This is a genomic window from Reyranella sp., from assembly GCF_036558665.1.
In the GTDB taxonomy this organism is placed as follows: domain Bacteria; phylum Pseudomonadota; class Alphaproteobacteria; order Reyranellales; family Reyranellaceae; genus Reyranella.
The window spans coordinates 1-19873 of sequence record NZ_DATBFE010000012.1 but is presented as its reverse complement, the minus strand read 5'-3'; the positions used below and the strand labels follow the sequence as shown (position 1 = coordinate 19873).

General features: G+C 64.9%; 16 protein-coding genes. 7 read left to right on the top strand and 9 right to left on the bottom strand.

Annotated elements, in window-relative coordinates; genetic code table 11:
• Nucleotides 1–49: 49 nt before the first annotated feature.
• A complete protein-coding gene (tcuA, locus tag VH499_RS02075) occupies nt 50–1540 on the bottom strand; it encodes an FAD-dependent tricarballylate dehydrogenase TcuA (protein WP_332051020.1) in 1491 nt (496 codons plus the stop codon).
• Nucleotides 1541–1602: 62 nt separating this feature from the next.
• Between tcuA and VH499_RS02070 the strand changes: the two genes are divergently transcribed.
• Entirely contained in the window at nt 1603–2241 is a 639-nt protein-coding gene (locus tag VH499_RS02070; RefSeq protein ID WP_332051019.1) for a hypothetical protein, read from the top strand.
• 58 nt (nt 2242–2299) lie between these two features.
• Nucleotides 2300–3484, top strand: a complete 1185-nt coding sequence (locus VH499_RS02065) for a CaiB/BaiF CoA-transferase family protein (protein WP_332051018.1) — start codon at nt 2300–2302, stop codon at nt 3482–3484.
• A 75-nt stretch (nt 3485–3559) separates the two neighbouring features.
• Here the strand turns inward: VH499_RS02065 and VH499_RS02060 are convergent, their stop codons facing one another.
• From VH499_RS02060 to VH499_RS02045, 4 genes are read right to left on the bottom strand one after another with little or no spacing between them, the layout of a single operon-like run.
• Entirely contained in the window at nt 3560–4447 is an 888-nt protein-coding gene (locus tag VH499_RS02060) for a phosphodiesterase (protein ID WP_332051017.1), read from the bottom strand.
• Between the two features lie 18 nt (nt 4448–4465).
• Complete coding sequence (locus VH499_RS02055; RefSeq protein WP_332051016.1) at nt 4466–5776, bottom strand: ABC transporter substrate-binding protein; 1311 nt, start codon at nt 5774–5776, stop codon at nt 4466–4468.
• A 12-nt stretch (nt 5777–5788) separates the two neighbouring features.
• A complete protein-coding gene (locus VH499_RS02050; RefSeq protein ID WP_332051015.1) occupies nt 5789–6607 on the bottom strand; it encodes a carbohydrate ABC transporter permease in 819 nt (272 codons plus the stop codon).
• Nucleotides 6594–7535: a sugar ABC transporter permease gene (locus tag VH499_RS02045; protein WP_332051014.1), complete on the bottom strand. Its 942-nt coding sequence runs from the start codon at nt 7533–7535 to the stop codon at nt 6594–6596. The genes VH499_RS02050 and VH499_RS02045 overlap by 14 nt, the downstream gene beginning before the upstream one ends.
• Nucleotides 7536–7836: 301 nt before the next feature.
• Between VH499_RS02045 and recA the strand changes: the two genes are divergently transcribed.
• Together recA and VH499_RS02035 are read left to right on the top strand one after the other, a co-directional pair.
• Entirely contained in the window at nt 7837–8910 is a 1074-nt protein-coding gene (recA, locus tag VH499_RS02040; RefSeq protein ID WP_332051013.1) for a recombinase RecA, read from the top strand.
• A 347-nt stretch (nt 8911–9257) separates the two neighbouring features.
• The gene (locus VH499_RS02035) at nt 9258–11369 is read left to right on the top strand and encodes a PQQ-dependent dehydrogenase, methanol/ethanol family (RefSeq protein ID WP_414709736.1); all 2112 of its coding nucleotides are present in this window, start codon (nt 9258–9260) and stop codon (nt 11367–11369) included.
• A gap of 15 nt (nt 11370–11384) precedes the next feature.
• Here VH499_RS02035 and VH499_RS02030 read toward each other — a convergent pair whose 3' ends face one another.
• Nucleotides 11385–12044: a YkgJ family cysteine cluster protein gene (locus VH499_RS02030; RefSeq protein WP_332051011.1), complete on the bottom strand. Its 660-nt coding sequence runs from the start codon at nt 12042–12044 to the stop codon at nt 11385–11387.
• Between the two features lie 129 nt (nt 12045–12173).
• Between VH499_RS02030 and alaS the strand changes: the two genes are divergently transcribed.
• Nucleotides 12174–14831 (top strand): alanine--tRNA ligase, encoded by a 2658-nt coding sequence (gene alaS, locus VH499_RS02025; protein ID WP_332051010.1) that lies wholly within the window; start codon nt 12174–12176, stop codon nt 14829–14831.
• A gap of 17 nt (nt 14832–14848) precedes the next feature.
• Nucleotides 14849–15169, top strand: coding sequence for a hypothetical protein (locus tag VH499_RS02020; protein ID WP_332051009.1), 321 nt, complete (start codon nt 14849–14851; stop codon nt 15167–15169).
• Between the two features lie 16 nt (nt 15170–15185).
• On the opposite strand, the gene VH499_RS02015 is transcribed toward VH499_RS02020, so the two are convergent.
• On the bottom strand, nt 15186–15389 hold the full coding sequence (locus VH499_RS02015) for a hypothetical protein (protein ID WP_332051008.1): 204 nt from the start codon (nt 15387–15389) through the stop codon (nt 15186–15188).
• Between the two features lie 180 nt (nt 15390–15569).
• On the opposite strand from VH499_RS02015, the gene VH499_RS02010 reads away from it, so the two are divergent.
• Nucleotides 15570–16007, top strand: coding sequence for a hypothetical protein (locus VH499_RS02010; protein WP_332051007.1), 438 nt, complete (start codon nt 15570–15572; stop codon nt 16005–16007).
• A 21-nt stretch (nt 16008–16028) separates the two neighbouring features.
• On the opposite strand, the gene VH499_RS02005 is transcribed toward VH499_RS02010, so the two are convergent.
• Entirely contained in the window at nt 16029–16376 is a 348-nt protein-coding gene (locus VH499_RS02005; RefSeq protein ID WP_332051006.1) for a hypothetical protein, read from the bottom strand.
• Between the two features lie 40 nt (nt 16377–16416).
• Nucleotides 16417–19873: indolepyruvate ferredoxin oxidoreductase family protein (locus VH499_RS02000; RefSeq protein WP_414709734.1), on the bottom strand; the 3457-nt coding region annotated here is incomplete at its 5' end.

The following is a 19873-nucleotide window of genomic DNA, read 5'->3' as shown; positions in this document are numbered from 1 at the left end:
GACTATCATGTCGTTGCCCGGCAAGGAGCAAGGAGAGGGAGAGACGGCCTCAATTCTTGCCGGAGATGTAACGACCCGCCGAGTCGCCGGCAAGCTTGCCGAGCACGGCACCGGAGACGAGGCCCGTGCCGCCGGGATAATTGTGATAGAAGAGCCCGCCGACGAGTTCGCCCGCCGCGAACAGCCCGGGAATAGGGGTGCCGTCGGTACTCTCGACCTCGCCGTCGGTCGTGACCTTGAGTCCACCGAAGGTGAAGGTGAGGCCACAGGTCACCGCATAGGCCTCGAACGGCGGCGCGTCGATCGTGTTGGCCCAGTTGCTTTTCGGCACGGCGAGCGCGCGCGTGCCGCGGCCGTCCTTGATCGCGGGGTTGAACGGCACATCGGTCATGACGGCTGTGTTCCATTCCCTGATGGTTTTCAGGAACTGCTCGGCGTCCACGCCTTCCAGCTTCCTTGCCAGCTCCTCGATCGTATCGGCCCGTACCTTGGTCACGCGCTTGATGCGGTACTCGTCACGCAGCTTGTCGAGCACCTTGCAGTCGAAGATCTGCCAGGCAAACTGCTGAGGCTGAGCCAGGATTACGGCGCCGTATTTGGCGTAGGTGTAGTTGCGGAAGTCGGCTCCCTCGTCGACGAAGCGCACGCCGTTGGCATTCACCATGATGCCGAGCGGGTAGGAGTGCTTCTGGAAGTTGTCGCCGACCTCGAGATCGCCGAACTGCGGCGCATTCATGTCCCAGCCCACGGCATGGCCGCCCGACCAGTTGCCATGCGGCATGGCGCCGACGGCCAGGGCCATGTTGATGCCCGCACCGGTATTGAACCGCGTGCCGCGCACCTTGGCGAGATCCCAGGTCGGGCCGAGATAGCGCGTGCGCATCTCGGCGTTGCTCTCGAAGCCGCCGCAGGCCAGCACCACGGCCTTGGCGCCGATCCTGATCTTTCGCCCTTTGTGACGGGCGATCACGCCGCGCACCACGCCATCTTCCTCGATCAGGGAGACCGCCGGGGTCTCGTAATGGATGGGAATCCCCGCCTTGACGGCGGCCTTGTGCTCGAGATCGACCAGGCCCGGACCGCCGCCCCAGGCTTCGACGGCCAAGCCACCCCAGAATTTGTACTTGCCGTTCACCTTGAAGGCCTGCCGACCGTAGCTCGGCTGGAAGCGCACGCCCTTGGAGCGCATCCACTTCAGGGTCTCGAAGCTCCGACCGATCAGGATGTCCGTGAGCTCGGGGTCGCAGCGATAGTTGGTCACGCGACCCATGTCGTCGAGGTACTGATCGGCCGTATAGCTGCCGAAATCGACGTCGCGCTTTTCGTCCTCGGTGAGGTCGTAGAGCTGCACGAGATCGTCGACGCCGTGGAACACCACGCGCATGGCGCCGGCGGTGTAGGTGCTGTTGCCGCCGCGCTCGGCTTCCGGGGCCGCCTCCAGCATCGCCACCGTGGCGCCGGTCTCGCGAGCCGCCAGCGCCGCGCATGCTGCCGCATTTCCAGCCCCTACGATCAGTACATCGACCTGAAAATCGTCCACCTGTCACTCCCCGGTTGGGCGCGCTCCTCGTTTTGGCATCATCCTTGCAGTAGACTTGCGCAATGGGTGATCGCTTCGACCGTCTACGGGGCCGGCATGCCAATGTCGAGACCCTGCTGCGCAGGCCGGGCATCGGCCACAACAACGGCCCGACCTTCGACATGTCGTGGGAGGCCTGGGTGTGGCGACGTGCTGCCGCCAAGGCCTGGAAGACGCCGAATCCGGAGGTCGCGAAAATGCGCGTCCGGCGGGCCGAGCGGCTCGGCATCAGCTATCGCGAGTTGACGGCGGCACTGATGGATACCGGCACCAATCTCGGGGCCGCGGTCATGCCCCTTTCGCTTGCGGCGCGGGTACGGCGCGGTCCGAAACGCGAAATCATCGTCGAGCCGCGCAATTCCGTCGCGGCCCTCATTGCAAGGTTCGGCGGCCGCTTGTTTCTGCTCGGGGACATCGATGCCGTGCCCGCGCTCAGCGAAGAGGAGCGGGCCGGCTTCCTCCGCATCCTCAATCGCGTCTTCGACGGCAAGGTGGAGGCGATCGGCTGGGGCCATGACGCCGCGGCCGTTCGCGCGATGCTCAGGGCGAACTCAGTGCCGCATCAAGAGGCTTTCCTGGTGGGCGCCGGTATGGGACACCACATTCTGGGCGAAGCCGCCGGTCTTCCCTTCACGAAGGACATCGATACGTGGTTTTCATAGGGGCGCGCCACTCCAGTGGCGCTCATGACATGAGACGTCACTGGAGCGACGGGCTCCCATGAGCATCGAACCGCCCCTCAAAGGCGTCCGCGTCGTCGAGCTCACGCATACCATCCTCGGCCCCTCCTGCGGCATGATCCTGGCCGATCTCGGCGCCGAGGTGATCAAGGTCGAGCCGGTGGACGGAGACCGCACACGCAAGCTACGCGGCTTTGGCGCGGGCTTCTTCGGCTATTTCAACCGCAACAAGAAGAGCCTCGCGCTCGATGCCGATGCGCCCGCGGGCCGCAAGGTGCTGGAGAACCTCCTGCAGTCGGCCGACGTGCTGATCGAGAACTTCGCGCCGGGCTCCATGAGCAGGCGCGGCCTGGGGCCGGAGCATCTGGAGAAGATCAATCCGCGCCTCGTCTATTGCGCGCTCAAGGGCTTCCTGCCGGGCCCGTACGAGAAGCGGCCGGCGCTCGATGAGGTCGTGCAGATGATGGGCGGCCTCGCCTACATGACCGGCCCGAGCGGCCGCCCGTTGCGGGCCGGCACGTCGGTGGTCGACATCGTGGGCGGCATGTTCGGCGCCTTCGGCACGGTGCTGGCGCTGAAGCAGCGCGACAGCACAGGCAAGGGCGGGCTGGTCGAAAGTGCGCTCTTCGAGTCTGTCGTCTTCCTGATGGGCCAGCATCTTGCGATCACGGCGATGAACGGGGCACCGCCGCCACCGATGCCCGAACGCGTGAGCTCATGGGCGGTCTACGAAACGTTCGCCACTGCCGACGGCCAGCAGGTCTTCATCGGCATCACCAGCGACGGACAGTGGAAGCGTTTCTGCGAGGTCTTCCGGCAGACCGAACTCGCCGGCGACCCCAGGCTCGCGACCAACAACCAGCGCATCGAGGCGCGACCGTGGCTGGTGCCCAAGGTGGCCGAGGTCTTCAAACGCTACATCAAGGATGAACTGGAAAAGCTGGCGCTCGAAGCCGACATCTCGTTCGCGCCGGTCGCTCGACCGCAGGATCTGTTCGACCATCCCCATCTGCTGGCCAACGGCTCGCTGTCCCCGACCACGCTGCCGGGCGGCGTGAAGACGCGCTTGCCGTTGCTGCCCGTTCAGATGTTCGGTTGGCGGCCGCCGCTCGTCAGCGACCCGCCCGAGATTGGCCAGCACAACGAGGAAGTGCTTGCCGGGATCGGCTACGACCGGGCCGGCATCGCCGCGCTCAAGACGGCGGGGATGCTGGGGCCGAAATGAAGAGGCTCGGCATTTTTGCTTGTCCTCCCGAAGCCAAAGGCCGAAGGACCTTTCGGTAACCGGGGTTCCCGCGCGCTATGCTCGGGACGACATCGGTTTTGTTGCAGCATTGTGTGTCATAGGCGCCGCCGCCTTGTCGCCGAACGCCGGATAGTCGGGATCGAGCAGGAAGGGATAGGGGCCGGCGAACTGGCCGACGAACGAGGTGTGGGTGATGACGCCGGCGTCGGGTTGCCAGAGATGCAGGTGATAGCCCGGCGGTTCCATCGTGAAGAGCGCATCCTCGTGCGGCTGCAGGTCGAGGACGACCTGATGGGCGACCGACGGCGCGACACTGCCGATCGTTCCGGCCCAGCGGATCTGGATCGAACGGTGATGGTGGCCGCAGACCACGCGTTCGACGTTGGGATACCGGCGCACCAGCTCCGCCATTGCGTCCGCGTTGCGGCAGTTGATGGAATCCATGTGCTGCAGACCCGTCGGGAACGGCGGATGGTGCATGAAGATCATGGTTGGCCGGTCGGGCTGCTCGTCGAGGCGCGACCTTAGCCAGGCAAGTCGTGGCGCATCCATCTCGCCATGGCCCTTGCCGGGGACCACGGTGTCGAGCGCGATCAGGCGCAGCGGCTGATCCTCCACCGTATAGTGCAGGAACTCGCCGTTCATCGGCATGTAGCCCTCGCTCCCGAACACGAGCCGAAGATTCTCGCGCCGGTCGTGGTTTCCGGGGATGAGGTACACCGGCATCGGCAAGGGCTTCAGGATGTCGCGCAACAGCTCGTACTCCTCGACCAGCCCGCAGTCTGTAAGGTCGCCCGAAGCGATCACGAGGTCGGGCCGCCGCGACTCCGCAAGGATGGACGACACCGCACCACGCAGCATTGCCTCCGTGTCGACCACGCCGTAGGCCTTCTTCCCTGAAGGCCGGATGTGCATGTCGGTGATCTGCGCAATGAGAGTCATACTGGTACTCCAATCAAGCTACGGCAACTTCAGCGCCGTCTGGTCGACATAGGGCTTCATCAGCGCATCGGCGTTGCGCTGCGCCTCCTTGACTGCCTCCGGGGCCTTCTTCTTGCCGTTCAGCACGGCCTGAATCTGGTCTTCCAGCGCCTTGCGCACCGCCACGGTCTGGTAGGTCGCGAACCACGGCTTGGCGAACGGCAATTCCTCGATCGCCACCTTGGCGTCCGGGTACTTGGCCATGAACTCCTTCATCTCGGGCAGGTCGTAGGACGACTTGCGCGGTGCGAAGTAGCCGGTGAAACGACTCCAGCCGCCCAGGGTCTCGGGCGAGCTCAGCCATTTGATGAATTTCCAGCCGGCCGCCTTCTGATCCTCGTTGAGCCCCTTGAACATGACCAGCGATCCGCCGCCGATCGGCACGGCATTGCGCACGTTCTTCGGCACGTAGGCCACGCCGTAGCTCGCCTTCATGTTGTCTCGGATGAAGGAGAGGCTGCCGGTCGAGAGCAGCATCATCGACACCTTGCCGGCGAGGAAGTTGGTCGACACGGCACCGCCCTCGACCACGCCCGGCTGCATCACCTTGTGCTTGTAGACGAGATCCTCGACGAACTGCGCGGCGCCCAGCATCGACGGCGTGTCGTAGTAGACCTCGCCGCCATACTCCTCGTTGAAGTAGCGGCCGCCGTTGGACAGGCACAGGGCTTCCATGATCCAGCCCATGTAGTCGTAGCCTTCGGGCATCGAGAAGCCGTAGCGCTCGACATTGTCGCCGCTGCCCTTGGTCAGCTTCTTGGCGTCGGCCACCAGCTCGGACCAGGTCTTTGGCGGCTTCTCGGGATCCAGGCCCGCTTCCTTGAAGTGATCCTTGTTGTAGTAAAGCAGCGGCGTCGAGTTCTGGTACGGCACGGCATAGAGTTCGCCGTCGACCGTGGCATTGGCGTGCAGCGCCGGCCAGAAGTCGGCCAGGAAGGCTTCGCGAGTCGCGCCGTCGGCCTTGAGCATCGGCTCGAGCGAAATCAGGTCGCCGGAAAGCTTGAGGTCGAGCACGAAGTTGGCGCTCATCAGCACGACCGCCGGCGGCTTGCCGGCACTTGCCGCGGCCTGCGCCTTGAGCTTGGTTTCGTCGTAGCTGCCGGTATAGACGGCCGTGACCGATACGTCCTTCTGGCTCTCGTTGTAGACCTTGACCAGCCGCGTCATTTCCTTGGCGAGCTTGCCGTCGACCGGCACGGGAAAGAAGAAGTCGATTCTCGTCTGGGCGTCGGCCAGCGCCGGCGCGATGACCGCGAGGGCGACGGCGGCAGCGAAGGAAAGCCAGCGCATGAGCTATCTCCTTTATCCTTTGAGTCCCGAGAACATGAAACTGTTGACGAACTGCCGCTGGAAGACCGCGAACAGAGCGAGCAGGGGGAACATCACGAGGAGGGTACCGGCAGCCAGCACCCCCCATTCCTTGCCGCCTTCGCTGCCGAGCGCAAAGGTCGCCAGCCCGATGGTGAGCGTTTGGGTACGCGGCTCGTTCAGCACCATCAACGGCCACAGGAACTCGTTCCAGTGCGCCATCAGAGAGACCAGCGAGAAGGCGACCAGCCCGGGCTTGGCCATCGGCAGCAGGACGTGCCACAGCGTCTGCCACCAGTGCGCACCGTCGATCACCGCAGCTTCCTCGAAGTCGCGCGGGATCTGACGGAAGGTCTGGCGCATCAGGAAGGTGCCGAAGGCGGAGGCGAAGTAGGGCGCCATCACGCCGAGCAGGCTGCCGTAGAGGCCGAGATCGACGATGGTGCGTAGATTGGGCACGATCAGGATCGGCGGCACCAGCATGAGCTGCAGCAGAAAGACGTAGAAGATCAGCTCGCGGCCCGGGAAGGAGAGGCGCGCGAAGGCGTAGCCGGCCAGCGAGATGGTCACGATCTGCACCGCCAGGATACCGAAGGCGACGATGGCGGTGTTCAGGTAGTAGATCGCGAAGTTGCCGGTATCGAGTGCTTCCGCGAAGTTGGCCAAGGTCGGCTTGTAGTCCGGCACCAACGACGCCATGCCGATGGCGCTGTCCGGCCTGAACGAGGCGACCAGCGTCCACAGGAACGGTGTCGACCAGAAGAAGCCGACAACCAGCATCAGCCCGGTGATGGCGAGGCTAGCTCGCCGCATGGGCGCCCCGTTCCATGGTCTTGAGCGACACGACCGACACTGCAAGCAGGAAGGCTACCGACAGCACGCTCGCCGCGGCCGCCTTGCCGGCGGCGAAGTTCTCGTGCGCCTGCTCGAAGATGTAGTAGAGCACCAGCTTGGTCGAGTTGCTCGGTCCGCCTTTGGTCAGCACGATCACATGGTCGACCTGGGTGAGCACGTTGATCAGGGCGATCACCAGCACGAAAGCGGTGGTGGGCGCTAGCAGGGGCACGATGACGTGACGCAGGCGCTGCCAGGTGTTGGCGCCATCAATGGTAGCGGCCTCGAGAACATCTCCGGGCAGGGTCTGCAGACCGGCGAGATAGAACAGCATGTAGTAGCCGGCGTTCTTCCACACCGTGATGCCGATCAGGGACCACAGCGCGATGTCGGGATCGCCCAGCCAGTTGGCGCCCCTGACGCCGATCTTGCCGAGATAGTAGTCGAACAATCCGACACCGGGCAGGAAGATGAAGAAGAACAGCGACGCGGCCGCCACCAGCGGCACCATCGACGGGAAAAGCACCAGAGCGCGGAGCATCGAGTTGACCCGCGTCGAGCGCTGCAAGGCGAGTGCGAACAAGAGAGCCAAAACCATGCTGAGCGGTACGGTTCCGAAGGCGTAGATCAGGTTGTTGACGACCGCCTTCATGAAAGCGTGGTCGGAGAGCAGCCCGGCATAGTTGCCGAATCCGACGAACACACTTGCGAGCCGGCCGAGCGGCCGGTCGCGCAGGGAGTCCCAGACCACGCGTACGATCGGCAGGTAGGTGAAACCCGCGAGCAGCGCGAGCGAGGGCGCGAGAAGCAAATAGGGCAAGACCCGTCGTCCCAGCCGGCCGCGCAGCGTGCGGCGAGACGGCCGGGTCGGGGTCAGGGACGGCGCCTCTGTTGCGATGCTGGTCATCGCCGACCGCTACAGTCCCCCCATGATGCGCCCATTTCCATTTGGTTGCGCCGATGTTACGCCGGCCGACGGGTCGTGGACAAACAATGGCTGGTCGTCGGCCTTATCGCCGCGATCCACAGGCTGGCGTCGCTGACGACAGAACATACCTAGAACTTGTGTCAATAAGTTTAATTATTTCAGGTGATTAATTAGTCACTTGATGATGTGAACAAACTAGGTACATTGGCGTCATTCCCTGGCGGACTTATCCGCATTGCCGCTTCGGACGCGAGCGTGGGAGAACAAGAGGAGGCAGCCAATGTCGGCAGCGCTGAAACTGGTCGAGAAAGAGGGCATGGAGAACAAGAACAAGGCGCTCGATGCCGCTCTGGCGCAGATTGAACGCGCCTTCGGCAAGGGATCGATCATGAAGCTCGGCCAGCGCGAGGCGTTGGAGATCGAGGCGGTGTCGACCGGCTCGCTGGGCCTCGATATTGCGCTTGGCATCGGCGGCCTGCCCAAGGGCCGCATCGTCGAGATCTACGGGCCGGAAAGCTCTGGCAAAACCACCCTGGCGCTGCACTGCGTGGCCGAAGCCCAGAAGAAGGGCGGCGCCTGTGCCTTCATCGATGCCGAACATGCGCTCGATCCGGCCTACGCCAAGAAGCTGGGCGTCGACATCGACAACCTCCTGATTTCCCAGCCCGATGCAGGCGAGCAGGCGCTCGAGATCGCCGACACGCTGGTTCGCTCCGGCGCCATCGACGTGCTGGTGATCGACTCGGTTGCCGCTCTCGTGCCGCGGGCCGAACTCGAAGGCGAGATGGGGGACGCGCTGCCGGGCCTGCAGGCGCGCCTGATGAGCCAGGCGCTGCGCAAGCTCACGGCCTCGATCTCCAAGTCGAACACCCTGGTGATCTTCATCAACCAGATCCGCATGAAGATCGGCGTGATGTTCGGTAGCCCGGAGACGACGACCGGCGGCAATGCGCTGAAGTTCTACGCTTCGGTGCGCCTCGACATTCGTCGTATCGGCGCGCTCAAGGACAGGGACGAGGTGGTCGGCAACGCTACGCGCGTGAAGGTGGTGAAGAACAAGGTGGCACCGCCGTTCAAGGTGGTCGAGTTCGACATCATGTACGGCGAGGGCGTGAGCAAGAGCGGCGAGCTGATCGATCTCGGCGAGAAAGCCGGCGTGGTCGAGAAGTCGGGCTCCTGGTTCTCCTATGACGGCCAGCGTATCGGCCAGGGCCGCGAGAACGCCAAGACCTACCTCAAGGAACATCCGGAGATCGCCCAGGCGATCGAGCAGAAAGTCCGGGCCAACGCCGGGATCGTCGCCGACGCGCTGATGGATGGCGGCAAGGGCGGCGACGAGGATCAGGACGACTAGGCTTTCGACCGGACTACATCAAGCCTCTGTCTCCGGTCCGGGCGGTGCTGTTCCCCCACGCGCAGCACCGCCCCTTTCATTTCTGCAGCACGAAGACGAGAAGCTTTATCTACTTCTATTGACGAGCCTTCCGGCACCCGCCAACATTCCATAGCGATCATCCGCGAGCGCGTTCGGTATGGACTGGCTGCCGCGTGGCGTCCGCACTAGTTTTTCGCACCAGCCGGCCTTTCCTCGTTTGAGAACGCTCTCGGGCGTCAGAAACCATCGGGGAGGATGCCATGGGACGTCTTGCCGACCGTGCCGAATTCGCTGCGATTCTCCCGAACAACTTTTTCCCCTGGGCGATGGCGGCAGTCGTCACGACGATCGCCTTCGGCGCCGGCGCGCTGGCGCAACAAGCCAAGGGATCGGCCGAGCACATAAGGTCCGTGACGTCGGCGATCGACGAGAGCGCGGTCCGGACCAACACTGCGACCTCGAAGGACTGGCCGACCATCGGCCTGGACTACGCGGAGACGCGGTTCAGCAAGCTCGATCAGATCAATGCCGACAACGTCAACAAACTCGGTCTCGTTTGGTCCTACAGCCTCGACTCGTCCCGCGGCGTCGAGGCGACCCCGATCGTGGTCGACGGCATCATGTACGTCACCGCCTCGTGGAGCGTCGTCCACGCCATCGATGCCCGCACCGGCAAGAAGATCTGGACCTTCGATCCCGGCGTGGCCCGAGAGAACGGCTACAAGGGCTGCTGCGACGTCGTGAACCGGGGCGTGGCACTCTACAAGGGCAAGGTCTATGTGGGCGCCTATGACGGCCGATTGATCGCGCTCGATGCCGTGACCGGCCAGAAGGTCTGGGAGAAAGACACGATCATCGATCACTCCCATTCGTACACCATCACCGGCGCTCCGCGCGCCGCCAAGGGCAAGGTGATCATCGGCAACGGCGGTGCCGAGTACGGCGTGCGCGGCTACGTAACCGCTTATGACGCCGAGACCGGCAACCAGGCATGGCGTTGGTTCGCGGTGCCGGGCGACCCGAGCAAGCCCTACGAGGACGAGTCGATGGCGGCCGCCGCCAAGACCTGGGATCCGGCGGGCAAGTATTGGATCAATGGCGGCGGCGGAACGCCGTGGGACACCATCACCTACGATCCCGACCTCAACATGGTCTATATCGGCACCGGCAACGGGTCGCCGTGGAATCGCAACCTGCGCAGCCCCGCCGGCGGCGACAATCTCTACCTCGCCTCGATCGTGGCGCTGGACGCCGACAGCGGCAAATACAAGTGGCACTACCAGGAAACGCCGGGCGACAATTGGGACTATACCTCCACCCAGCCGATGATCCTGGCCGACATCACGATCGATGGCGCGCCGCGCAAGGTCATCCTGCACGCGCCGAAGAACGGCTTTTTCTTCGTCATCGATCGCACCAACGGCAAGTTCATCTCGGCCAAGAACTTCGTCGATGTGAACTGGGCGACCGGATACGGGCCGGATGGCCGGCCCATCGAAGTGGCCGAAGCCCGCTCGCCCGACAAGGCGTTCGACGCCATTCCCGGCCCGTATGGCGCCCACAATTGGCACCCGATGTCGTTCAATCCGATGACCGGCCTCGTCTATCTGCCGGCGCAGAACGTGCCGGTGAATCTGACCGGGCAACCGAATTGGTCGCACAACGGGAACAAGCCGGGCGAATTCGCGGGCAACCTCGGCTGGAACCTGGGCTTCGCGATAAATGCGACGCCACCCAAGAGCCTGCCGTTCGGCCGGCTGATCGCCTGGGATCCCGTGAAGCAGCAGGAGGTCTGGCGTCAGAATTATGTTGCGCCCTGGAATGGGGGGACGCTCACCACCGCCGGCAACCTCGTCTTCCAGGGTACCGCGGACGGTCGTTTCATCGCCTACAATGCCAAGACCGGCGAGAAGCTCTGGGAGACGCCGACCGGCACCGGCGTGGTCGCGGCGGCCTCGACCTACCTGATCGACGGCGTGCAATATGTGTCGGTCGCGGTCGGCTGGGGCGGCGTTTTCGGCGTGGCGGTGCGAGCAACGGAACTCGACAGTCCCGGCACGGTCTATACCTTCGCCGTGGACGGCAAGGCGCAGTTGCCACCCTTCACCAAGTACCAGACTGCAGGCCTGCTCACGGGCGTGAAATACGATCCGGCCGATGTCGTTCCGGGCACGCTGCTCTATGTGTCGAACTGCGCGATCTGTCACGGCGTGCCGGGCGTCTACAACGGCGGCAACGTCAGGAATCTCGGCTACGTCAGCGCGGAGACGATCACGAATCTTAAGGACATAGTGTTCAACGGTCCCTTCAAGCCGCAAGGCATGCCGGACTTCACCGGCAAGTTGAAGGACGAGGACGTGGTCAAGATCATTGCCTTCATCCAGGGTGTTGCCGATTCGGTTCGTCCGAAGCAACCCACAGAGTCGGCGACCAAGTAGAGCAGCAAGGTCCGGTTACTTCGAACCGAGCATCTTCAGGAAGCGCTGTACCCATTCCGGCCCTGTCCGGTTGACGGGGTCGGCGCGGCGCGCCTGGCTCCATGCCGTCAGCAGGGCGAGCGGAAACCAGGTCTCGGTCTCGTCCTGGAGACCGCGGGCAGCTGCCGAGAGCTTCGGCACCGGCACGGGAGCCACACCTTCTTGTGCCGGTCCGGCACAAAGCTCGGCCGGCGATGTCACGAGATATTCGCGGCAGACCAGCGGTCGCTCGGGGTGAATGGAGCAGCTTTCGTCTTCGAGGAAGGGGCAGGCGATGCCGAGGGCAAAATAGGCGGTTGAAAGCTCGCGGTCCGTCTTGCTCGCGCGCTTTTCGGGATCGAGCAGCCCGTCGCGCAGGCCCGATTGTGCGAGCGCGGCGTCCGCTGCAGCAAAGCGGGCCTGCACGGCGGCGCGCCGCTCGACCGGCAGAGCGTCAAGCACGGCCAGAAGCCTTTCGCCTTCGGTCCGAGAGATCGGCACGAGCTGACGACAGCAGGCGCCGCAGCCCTTGCGGCAAGAGATGGCCTTTCCCATCTGTGAGGTGCGCTCCTCGGCGGCCTCGACCACGGCGTTAACGAGGCCTTGCAGCACCGGAACGACCGCTGTCGCAGGGACGGCATCGACCGGCACGGTCATGGGATGGGCGATACGAAAATCCCCGACGGAGAGGCGCAAAGTGGCCGTGACTTGGCCTGAATCGACCATAAAACCGCTATTCCCCGCGGATGGACTTGGGCGACGCGCGCACGCTACAAGGATCGCACCATGGCAAGCGTCAGCGACATCCGTCGCACATTCCTAGAGTACTTCCACAAGAACGGCCACGAGATCGTCGGCTCGAGCCCGTTGGTGCCGCGCAACGACCCGACGTTGATGTTCACCAATGCCGGCATGGTGCAGTTCAAGAACGTCTTCACCGGCCTCGAGAAGCGGCCCTATTCGCGCGCCACCACCTCGCAAAAATGCGTGCGGGCCGGCGGCAAGCACAACGACCTCGAGAATGTCGGCTATACCGCGCGCCATCACACCTTCTTCGAGATGCTGGGCAATTTCTCGTTCGGCGACTACTTCAAGGAACGCGCGATCGAGCTGGCCTGGAACCTGATCACCAAGGAATTCGGCCTGCCCCGGGACCGGCTTTTGGTGACCGTGTTCGCCGAGGATGACGAGGCCGAGACCTGCTGGCGCAAGATCACCGGCTTTTCCAACAGCAAGATCATCCGCATCCCGACCTCGGACAATTTCTGGGCAATGGGCGACACCGGCCCCTGCGGCCCGTGCTCGGAGATCTTCTTCGATCACGGCGAGGGGATTCCAGGCGGGCCTCCGGGCAGCCCGGACGAGGACGGCGACCGGTTCGTCGAGATCTGGAATCTGGTCTTCATGCAGTTTGAGCAGCAGACCAGGGACCTGCGGATGCCGCTGCCCAAGCCCTCCATCGACACCGGCATGGGGCTGGAACGCATCGCCGCGGTTCTGCAGGGTAAGCACAACAACTACGACATCGATTTGTTCCGCGTCCTGATCGAGGCTGTCGCGCATGAGACCGGCGTCGATCCCGACGGCCCGCAGTCGGCCTCGCACAAGGTGATTGCCGACCACTTGCGCGCCACCTCGTTCCTGATCGCGGACGGCGTGCTGCCCTCGAACGAGGGCCGCGGCTACGTCCTGCGCCGTATCATGCGCCGGGCGATGCGGCATGCGCATATCCTCGGGGCGACCGAGCCGATGGTCTACAGGCTGGTGCCGACGCTCGTGCATGAGATGGGTGACGCCTATCCCGAGCTCGGACGCGCGCAGGTGCTGATCACCGAGACGTTGCGGCTCGAGGAGACGCGCTTCAAGCGCACCCTCGGCACCGGCCTCAAGCTTCTGGAGGACGAGACCCGAGGCTTGTCCGCGGGCGGCACGCTGAAGGGCGAGGTGGCCTTCAGGCTGTACGACACCTATGGCTTCCCGCTCGACCTCACGCAGGATGTGTTGCGCGCGCGCAGCATCACGGTCGACACCGCCGGCTTCGACAAGGCGATGGACGAGCAGCGTGCCAAGGCCCGGGCGGCGTGGGCGGGCTCGGGCGAGGCGGCGTCGGAGGCGATTTGGTTCGATGTCCGCCAGAAGGTCGGTGCCACTGAGTTCCTCGGCTACGATACCGAGCGCGCCGAAGGCAAGGTCACGGCGATCATCGTCGAGGGCAAGGAAGTCACTTCGCTCGAGGCCGGGCAGACCGGCTGGCTGGTGGTCAACCAGACGCCGTTTTATGCCGAGGCGGGCGGCCAACTCGGCGACACCGGCCGGTTCGTCGGTCCGGCGGGCGAGGCCGAGATTGCCGACGTGCAGAAGATGGTGGGCGATTTGCACGCCCATCATGCGAAGGTCGGCAAGGGCGCAATCAAGGTCGGCGACGATGTGGTCATGACGGTCGATGCCGTCCGCCGTGCGCAGTTGCGGGCTCATCACTCGGCGACCCATCTGTTGCACGAGGCACTGCGCCGTCATCTCGGCACGCATGTCACGCAGAAGGGCTCGCTGGTGGCGCCGGACAGGCTGCGTTTCGACATCAGCCACACTAAGTCGATCTCGCAGGAGGAGCTGCGGCGCATCGAGGATGAAGTGAACGAGCGCATTCGCCTCAACACGCCGGTCGATACGCGTCTCATGACGCCCGAGGAGGCGATTGCGGCCGGCGCCATGGCGCTGTTCGGCGAGAAGTACGGCGACGAGGTGCGCGTCCTCTCGATGGGCGGCGCCGACGGCGAGAAATACTCGATCGAGCTATGCGGTGGGACCCATGCCCAGCGCACGGGCGACATCGGCCTGTTCCGCATCGTCGGGGAGGGAGCGGTATCGGCGGGAGTGCGTCGTATCGAGGCCCTGGCTGGCGCGGCGGCCGAGGAATATGTGCGTCATCAGCTCGACCTGCTGAATCAGGCGGCCAACACGCTGAAGGTTCGGCCCGAAGACCTGCCGAACCGTCTTGCGGCGATGGTCGAAGGCCAGCGCAAGGTCGAGCGCGAGCTGTCCGATGCCCGCAAGGCGCTGGCGCTCGCGGGCAGCGGCGCCGGAGGCGGCGGCGTCGCCGACGAGGTGCGGCAGGTCGGCAAGGTGAAGATGATCGGCCGGGTCCTGAACGGCGTTCCCGGCAAGGACCTCAAGGGCATGGCCGACGAATTCAAGAAGAAACTCGGGTCGGGTGTTGTGGCGTTGATCGGCGTCGAGGAGGGCAAGGCCTCGGCGGTGGTCGGAGTCACCGACGATCTGTCGAAGACGCTGAGCGCGGTCGACCTCGTCAAGGCGGGCGTCGCGGCGCTGGGCGGCAAGGGCGGCGGCGGCCGCCCCGACATGGCCCAGGGCGGCGGTCCCGACGCGGCCCGGGCGCCGGACGCCCTCAAGGCGATCGAAGCTGCCGTCGGAGGCATCAAATGAGAAGGCGGGCCGTCGTCATGGCCGTGATGCTGCTGGCGGCCGGCTGCACTCAACCGGCAGCTGACGATGCGCGCGCGAAGAACCCGGAAAAATACGACCATGACCACTCGCTTTGCGCCGCCCAGGTCAACGACGATCTGAAGAGTCGGCGGATGGTCGACACTACCCGTCGTGACGTGTTCCGCGACGACCGCGACCGCTACGGCCAAGGTGCGCTGCCTGCCCAGATGGATGCCTACGGCGATGCCAAGTCCAGCGATCGCCTGATTGCGAGTTGCATGGCAGCGCGTGGCTGGCCCCAGCCTGATCGCCAGTGGTGGCAGAAGATCGGCCGCTGACTGCGGCCGCCTTGCTTCAACCGCGATTCAGGGCCCGCGAGCGCGGAGTTTTCTCCGGTGGCTTTCGCTTCTCCGTTTCCGAAGTTTCACCGGGTTCCTCGGGTGCGGGCTCGATGATGGAAACCGGATCGCTCGAGGGAAAGCTGTCCTTGAGGGCCTGATCCAGCTTGTCGTCGGTCTTGCGCTTGGTCTCCGCGGAGGGTGGCTTTTTGGACGGCATCGCATTCCCCTCGTGAAAGTCGGGCGGCGCTGGCAAGCACGGTTTGCACCGGCGCATGCGTGAGCAACGCCGGGCTCGCCCGATCGTTGCTGCGATGTGCTTTTCCACCAATTCGCCGTCAATTCGCCCGCAAGCCGGCGCATGCGATAAGCCTCGATGCCCAGAGCGAGGAGCCCGTCCGTGATCCGCATTGTCTTGACGACGACCCTGACGATGGCGCTCGCGGCCTGCGCCGGCGTGCCGATGGCCGACCCGCAAGCCGATCAGGAGGGCAAGCGCTTCGATCCGCCCGCGCAAGGGGCGGGCGCGATATATGTCTACCGGCCGGGCTGGATGGCGCTCGCCAAGACGGTCGATGTCGGCGTGGCCGGTGGCTATGGCGCCGCGCTTGCCGCGAATACCTACTTCCGGCTCGAAGGACCACCTGGTCCTATCGATATCGTGTGCAAGACCGACAACACCGCGGAACGGCAGGTCGACATCGCCGCCGGCGAGACGCGGTATGTCGAGGTTGCCATGAATGGCGGCCTCTGGGGTCCGCGTTGCTCGATCAGCGAAGTGCCGGCCGACCAAGGGCAGGCGGCGGTGCTGCGGGCCAAACGGGTGACACCGCGCTGACGGCCGGACGAAGAGATCGATCTACTTTCCGTTCCGGGCCCGTATGGCGAGAACGTAGGACGTGGCCTTGACGACCGAGTCCTTGCGGACCGCTTCGGTGATTTGCGCCTCGCCACCCTGGTCCATCGTCGACATGAGCTGAATGAGCTTGTCGTTCTGGGCGGTGCAGGCGGCGGAGGCGGCCCGGGCGACGACTTCTGGGGCGGAACGTCCATCATCGAGCGAGCTCGCTTCGGTGGAAAGGCAGGTATCGCGCACGACCCGCTGCTGATTGATCGAACGCGAGAGGTGACCGTCCTCGTATGCCGGTGCACAGGCAGTGAGCCCGAGGACGGCAAAGGTCAGGACTGTCGGAAGACGCAGGCGCATGCGGCTCTTCTATGCGGTTTGCGTCTTCTTTTCCAGCCGGCTACTCGGCCGCCTGCTTGAAGGGCGCGGGATTGCGCCATTGGGCGAGAAGGTCGGCCTCCTTGCGCTTGGCCTTCACGAGGTTGGCCTGCTTGACATGTCCGTAGCCCCTGATCTCGTCGGGCACCGACGCGAGCTTGACGGCGAGCGCATGGTTGGCTGGCGTGAGGCCCGAGAGAAGCTCGTCGACCAGCCGCTCGTAGTCGCCGATCAGGCCGCGTTCCTGCTTGCGCTCGGCCGTGTGACCGAAGGGATCCAATGGCGTGGCGCGCAGGAATTTCAACCGCGCGAGAAGGCGGAAGGCGGGCAGTATCCAGGGACCGTATTCCCGCTTGAGCAGATGGCCCGTCCCGGGATCGCGGCGTGCCAACAACGGCGGTGCCAGATGGAACCTGAGCCGGTAGTCGCCTTCGAACTGCTGACTGAGCCCTGCGGCAAAGGCGGCATGCGTGTGGAGACGCGCCACTTCGTACTCGTCCTTGTAGGCGAGCAGCCTGGCATAGTTGTGGGCGACGGCCTCTGCGAGCGGGCTCTCGCGCGGCACGGCCTTCTGTTCGGCCGCCTGAACTCGTTCGACCAGTGCGCGGTAGCGCTCCGCCAGTGACCGGTTCTGGAACTGGGCAAGCAGTGTTGTTCGGGAAGCGACGAGCTCGTCGAGCGTATGCGATGCGCGAGTGAACGCGACGACATTGCCCGGGGCGGCCGGCGCCACGAGGTTCTCGACGGCATGGCGATCGGTGGCCGCGCGGCGGCCCCAGCGAAAGGCGCCGAGATTCATCGCTACCGCGGTACCGTTCAATTCGATCGCCTGTTCGAGTGCATCATGGCCGATCGGGATCAATCCCCTCTGGTAGGCGTATCCCAGCATGAAGAGATTGGTCGCGATCGAATCGCCGGTCAGGCCGGTGGCGAGCTTCGTCGCTTCGAGGAAATCGCAGGCCTCGGCACCCGCGGCTGCCTCGATCGAGAGGCGTAGCGTATGTGAGGGAAAGGCGAGATCGGGTCGGCGCGTGAACTCGCCGGTGATGGTTTCGTGGGTATTGACGACGGCGCGGGAAACCCCGGGCTCGAGCTTGGCCAGGGCTTCGGGGCTCGCGCTCACGACCAGATCGCAGCCCAGCAACACATCGGCGCCGCCGGCGCCCAGGCGGACTGCGTGCAGTGCTTCGGGCGACTGGCCAATCCGGACGTGGCTGATGACCGCGCCCCCCTTCTGCGCCATGCCAAGCTGGTCGAGCACGGTGGCGCCCTTGCCCTCGAGATGGGCGGCCATCCCCACGATCGCACCGATGGTGACGACCCCTGTGCCACCAATACCCGTGATCAGCACGCCGTATGGCCTGTCACTGACGGAAGGCGGTCGAGGTGCCATGGGAAGTGGCGGCTCGCTCGCGACCGGCGCCGGCTTGGCCTTCTCTGCCGCGCCCCGGCGCAGGCGGCCGCCTTCGACGGTAACGAAACTGGGACAAAAGCCGTTCACGCAGGAGAAATCCTTGTTGCAAGAGGACTGGTCGATGGCGCGCTTGACGCCGAACTCGGTCTCGACCGGCGTCACGGAGAGGCAGTTCGACTGGACGGAGCAGTCCCCACAGGCCTCGCAGACGGCCTCGTTGATAAAGGCACGCCTGGCCGGGTCGGGATAGGTCCCGCGCTTGCGGCGCCGGCGCTTCTCGGCGGCGCAGGTCTGGTCGTAGATGAGCACAGACACGCCCTTCCAGTCGCGCAGCTCGCGCTGCACTTCGTCGAGCCGATCGCGATGGTGGAAGGTGACGCCCGGCGCCCAGCGGGCGTCGGCCGGATATTTGCGGGGCTCGTCGCTCACCAGCGCGATGCGCCGCACGCCCTCGGCGTGAACCTGCTGGCTGATCGTCCATGGATGGACGTTGCCGTCGTGCGGCTGGCCGCCGGTCATGGCCACCGCGTCGTTGTAGAGGATCTTGTAGGTGATGTTCGTGTCGGCGGCGATCGCCTGGCGGATCGCGAGATAGCCGGAATGGAAATAGGTGCCGTCGCCGAGGTTCTGGAAAACGTGCGGCATGTCGGTGAAATGGCTGGCACCGACCCAGGATGCGCCTTCGGCGCCCATGTGCGTGAAGGTCCTGGTGTTGCGCTCCATGCCGATCGCGAGCGTGTGGCAGCCGATGCCGGCCATTGCCATCGAGCCTTCCGGCACCTTGGTCGAAGTGTTGTGCGGGCAGCCAGAGCAGAAATAGGGCACCCGCGCCATGCCGGCCTCGTTGCGGATCTGCCGGAGCGCGCGCCGCCTCAGGCCCTCGAAGCGCTCCCGCGTGCGTTGACTGAAGGCGCCGAGGCCGACGCGGGCAACGATAGCGGAAGCGATCTCGAATGGGGTCAGCTCGCCGTCCGATTTGAGCAGTGGCCGGTTCTGCTCGTCGATCTTGCCGACGACGATCGGACGGCGATCGGCTGGGGCATTGAACAGCGCGTCCTTCAGTTGCTGCTCGATCAGCGGCCGCTTCTCTTCGACCACGAGGATCTCGCGCTTGCCCTCGCTGAAGGCGGTCGCGCCTTGGGTTTCCAGTGGCCAGACCAGACCAACCTTGTAGATGGCGATGCCCAGCCGCTCGATTTCGGCGTCGTCGAGGCCGAGCTCGTCCAATGCCTGACGGACGTCGAGATAGGATTTGCCGACGGTGACGACGCCGAAGCGCGCATCGGCCCGGCCGATCATCACCCGATCGAGCCGATTGGCGCGCCAGTAGGCGAGCGCTGCCGGATGCTTCAGCGTGACGAGGCGTCTCTCCTGACCAAGCCAGTCGTCAGGCCACCGAATGTGCAGCCCTTCGGGCGGCATGACGAAGTCCGTCGGGCTACAAATTCCGACCTGATGCGGATCGATATGGACCGAGGCCGACGAATCCACGGTCTCGCTCAGGACCTTGAAGCCGATCCAAAGACCGGAGTAACGCGACATCGCGAACGCGTGCAGGCCGAGGTCCAGATACTCCTGGACGCTGGCAGCATGGATGATCGGGATGCCGGCCGCGATGAAGGCAGGCTCGCTCTGATGGGCCAGGGTCGAGGACTTGGCCATGTGGTCATCGCCGGCGAGGGCAATCACGCCGCCGTGCGGGGACGTCCCGGCATAGTTGGCGTGCTTCAGGGCATCGCCGGAGCGGTCGACACCCGGCCCCTTGCCGTACCACATGCCGAAGACGCCGTCGTAGCGGGCGCCGGGATAGAGGTGGATCTGCTGGGTGCCCCAGAGGGCCGTCGCCGCGAGGTCCTCGTTCAGCGCCGGCCGGAATTCGATGTGGTTCTTCTCGGTGAAGGGCTTGGCCTGCCACAATGCCTGGTCGAAACCACCGAGCGGTGAGCCGCGATAGCCGGTGATGTAGCCACCCGTATTGAGGCCGGCGGCGACGTCCCGCTGGCGCTGCATCATGGGCAACCGCACCAGGGCTTGCGTGCCGGTCAGATAGACCCGCCCGCGTTCC

Bases quoted from the DNA above. Each gene is read 5' to 3' on its own strand.
- VH499_RS02070 (WP_332051019.1), top strand. From the start codon at position 1,603: ATGGGTGATCGCTTCGACCGTCTACGGGGCCGGCATGCCAATGTCGAG.
- VH499_RS02065 (WP_332051018.1), top strand. From the start codon at position 2,300: ATGAGCATCGAACCGCCCCTCAAAGGCGTCCGCGTCGTCGAGCTCACG.
- VH499_RS02060 (WP_332051017.1), bottom strand. From the start codon at position 4,447: ATGACTCTCATTGCGCAGATCACCGACATGCACATCCGGCCTTCAGGG.
- VH499_RS02055 (WP_332051016.1), bottom strand. From the start codon at position 5,776: ATGCGCTGGCTTTCCTTCGCTGCCGCCGTCGCCCTCGCGGTCATCGCG.
- VH499_RS02050 (WP_332051015.1), bottom strand. From the start codon at position 6,607: ATGCGGCGAGCTAGCCTCGCCATCACCGGGCTGATGCTGGTTGTCGGC.
- VH499_RS02045 (WP_332051014.1), bottom strand. From the start codon at position 7,535: ATGACCAGCATCGCAACAGAGGCGCCGTCCCTGACCCCGACCCGGCCG.
- recA (WP_332051013.1), top strand. From the start codon at position 7,837: ATGTCGGCAGCGCTGAAACTGGTCGAGAAAGAGGGCATGGAGAACAAG.
- VH499_RS02035 (WP_414709736.1), top strand. From the start codon at position 9,258: ATGGCGGCAGTCGTCACGACGATCGCCTTCGGCGCCGGCGCGCTGGCG.
- VH499_RS02030 (WP_332051011.1), bottom strand. From the start codon at position 12,044: ATGACCGTGCCGGTCGATGCCGTCCCTGCGACAGCGGTCGTTCCGGTG.
- alaS (WP_332051010.1), top strand. From the start codon at position 12,174: ATGGCAAGCGTCAGCGACATCCGTCGCACATTCCTAGAGTACTTCCAC.
- VH499_RS02020 (WP_332051009.1), top strand. From the start codon at position 14,849: ATGGCCGTGATGCTGCTGGCGGCCGGCTGCACTCAACCGGCAGCTGAC.
- VH499_RS02015 (WP_332051008.1), bottom strand. From the start codon at position 15,389: ATGCCGTCCAAAAAGCCACCCTCCGCGGAGACCAAGCGCAAGACCGAC.
- VH499_RS02005 (WP_332051006.1), bottom strand. From the start codon at position 16,376: ATGCGCCTGCGTCTTCCGACAGTCCTGACCTTTGCCGTCCTCGGGCTC.